Origin of the sequence: Campylobacter concisus (assembly GCF_902460595.1) — a bacterium.
GTDB lineage: Bacteria > Campylobacterota > Campylobacteria > Campylobacterales > Campylobacteraceae > Campylobacter_A > Campylobacter_A concisus_BL.
In genome coordinates this window covers 1-2,185 of record NZ_CABPVA010000025.1, presented here as the reverse complement: position 1 = coordinate 2,185, position 2,185 = coordinate 1, and the positions used below count along the sequence as shown (strand labels likewise).

Genomic DNA, 2,185 nt, shown 5'->3' with positions numbered 1-2,185 from the left:
AAATAAAAGGAGAATTTTATGAAAAATAATGAGAAATTAGACTTTGCAGACGAGATGGCAAATTATAGAGATAGTTTCATTTCTTATAATAAGATAGCAGACAAGAGCATTAACACAATTAATACATATAAAAATTGCCTTGATGGCTTTGTAGAGTTTTGTTATGAGAATAATGATGTAATTAGCTTTAATAATCTAAGTCATAAGCATATAACTGATTATTTTATATGGTTAGATGACTTATATAGAAAAAAACAACACAAAAAGATTGCTAATAGGACTAAAAGTATATCAAGCTCAACAAAGATTAGCTATTTAACTATTTTAAAGATTTTCTTTAAGTATATTACTAATAATAATGACAAGCTTATAGATTTAGAAAAAATACTAGATAACTATAAGATTGCAAAGAAAAAGACGAGCAAGCTTGAAAATTTTATGAAAGAGGGCGAGAGAGATAAAATTTTAGACTATATAGAAAATAAGCTGGTTAAAAAACCTGAATATAGATATATTAAAAATTATAGAAATTCATTGCTTATAAAACTAATGCTAAAAAGTGGACTTAGAATAAGCGAGGCGTTAAATCTTAAATTTTGCGACTTTCAAGAGAGTGACGACGGGGAATTTTATGACATAAATATACTAGCCAAAGGTGGAGAGTATCAAACGGCATATATACCAAAAAGCCATATAGAAGATGATTTTGAGAGGCTATCTAGCATATACCCACCTGAAAGCTATATATTTACAAATAAAAATGGCGACAAGCCTATTTCTAGGCAATGCGTATATACTTTACTAGAGCGTATATATAGAAAATGTGGCATAGTAAATAAAAGGGGTTGCCATATACTAAGGCACTCGTTTGCTATGAATATGGTCGAGAAAAATACAAATTTAGGCGTTATCCAAAAGGCTCTTAGGCACAAAAAGATACAGACAACAATGATCTATGCAGACGCTACTGGGGATATGGTTAAGAAAGAGATGAAAAGAGTGATGTAAGCAAAAAGTATGTATAATATACATATAAAAAGGCAAAAATTTGAGTAAAAATGACAAATTATTAAAAGAGCTTGAAAATAATCCTAAAAATGTAAGATTTGAAGTACTTGAAAAGTTGCTTTTAAATAATGGCTTTAATTTACGTGGCATAAAAGGCTCACATCATCAATTTACAAATGGTAAAATTTTGCTTACTTTGCCATATAAAAAGCCGATGAAAACGTATTATGTCAAGCTAGTTTTAGACGCCATAAAGGACAAACAATGAAAAATTTAGACTACTATCTAAACCTACCGTATAAAATAGAGCTTAAAAAAATACCACAAAACCAAGGTGGTGGTTGGGGTGCGTTTATGCCTGAACTTAATAGCATTGCATTTTTTTATGGTGATGGCGAAAGTAAAGAAGAAGCCTTAGCCGAGCTTGAAGAAGCTTTTAAATTTACTATAGAAACAGCACTTGCTGACGGTATAAAAATACCAGAGCCGATCGACGAAAACGCCAAAGTTCGAATAAATTTAACCATACCAAAAGGTGTTTTAAACGCTATTGACGCCGTAACTTCTAACCGCTCGGCGTGGCTAAGTGAGCTTGCTAGAAAAGCGTTGGCGATTTGATGTTAATTGCAAAAAATTAGATTACTACCTAAATTTGTCATACGTTTTAATCGTTGTGAAAGACAAAGACTTTGGTGGCTTGTTTTACTTCTATGCTTACTATAAATGCATGTATAATACTAGTCACGTCTTATTTAGGCGTTATCCAAAAGGCTCTTAGGCACAAAAAAATACAGACAACAATGATCTATGCAGACGCTACTGGGGATATGGTTAAGAAAGAGATGAGGCGGATAGAGGGAAATTAAGCCAGGGATTGTCAATCAAAATGTTTTTTAAAATTTCAAATTTTGTTTAAAACGTGCGAAGCTTGGGCTGGCATATTTTGTTGCCGTTTTTAAACTTGCATAACATTATTTAAAATGGTCGCTTGATGACGATTTTAAGCGCGCTTGGGGAATTCTAAACTTTCATTACACCATTTAAAACTATAAATTCCACGCCATTTATACCTATCCTCTTTGTTCTAAACTTCCAAAATATTGTTTAAAATCGAAGTGGGGAATGAGCGTGCTCTCTTGGCTATATAGTTCTAAACTTTCAACATATTATTTAAAAC

At 31.8% G+C, this 2,185-nt stretch carries 3 protein-coding genes; all 3 read left to right on the top strand.

Going from position 1 to position 2,185, the window contains the following annotated elements:
- Positions 1–438 precede the first annotated feature (438 nt).
- Genes F3G86_RS10570 through F3G86_RS10060 form a run of 3 tightly spaced genes read left to right on the top strand, consistent with a single transcriptional unit; the run spans position 439 to position 1,626 of the window.
- Positions 439–1,008 (top strand): tyrosine-type recombinase/integrase, encoded by a 570-nt coding sequence (locus tag F3G86_RS10570; RefSeq protein ID WP_188116463.1) that lies wholly within the window; start codon positions 439–441, stop codon positions 1,006–1,008.
- Between the two features lie 40 nt (positions 1,009–1,048).
- Positions 1,049–1,276 carry a type II toxin-antitoxin system HicA family toxin gene (locus F3G86_RS10065; RefSeq protein ID WP_012000867.1) on the top strand — a complete coding sequence of 76 codons (228 nt, stop codon included), beginning with the start codon at positions 1,049–1,051 and terminating at the stop codon, positions 1,274–1,276.
- Entirely contained in the window at positions 1,273–1,626 is a 354-nt protein-coding gene (locus tag F3G86_RS10060) for a hypothetical protein (protein ID WP_012000860.1), read from the top strand. Before F3G86_RS10065 ends, F3G86_RS10060 begins: the two co-directional genes overlap by 4 nt.
- Positions 1,627–2,185: the final 559 nt, after the last annotated feature.

Excerpts from the sequence above, each read along its gene's own strand:
- F3G86_RS10570 (WP_188116463.1), top strand. The coding sequence starts at position 439 with ATGAAAGAGGGCGAGAGAGATAAAATTTTAGACTATATAGAAAATAAG.
- F3G86_RS10060 (WP_012000860.1), top strand. The coding sequence starts at position 1,273 with ATGAAAAATTTAGACTACTATCTAAACCTACCGTATAAAATAGAGCTT.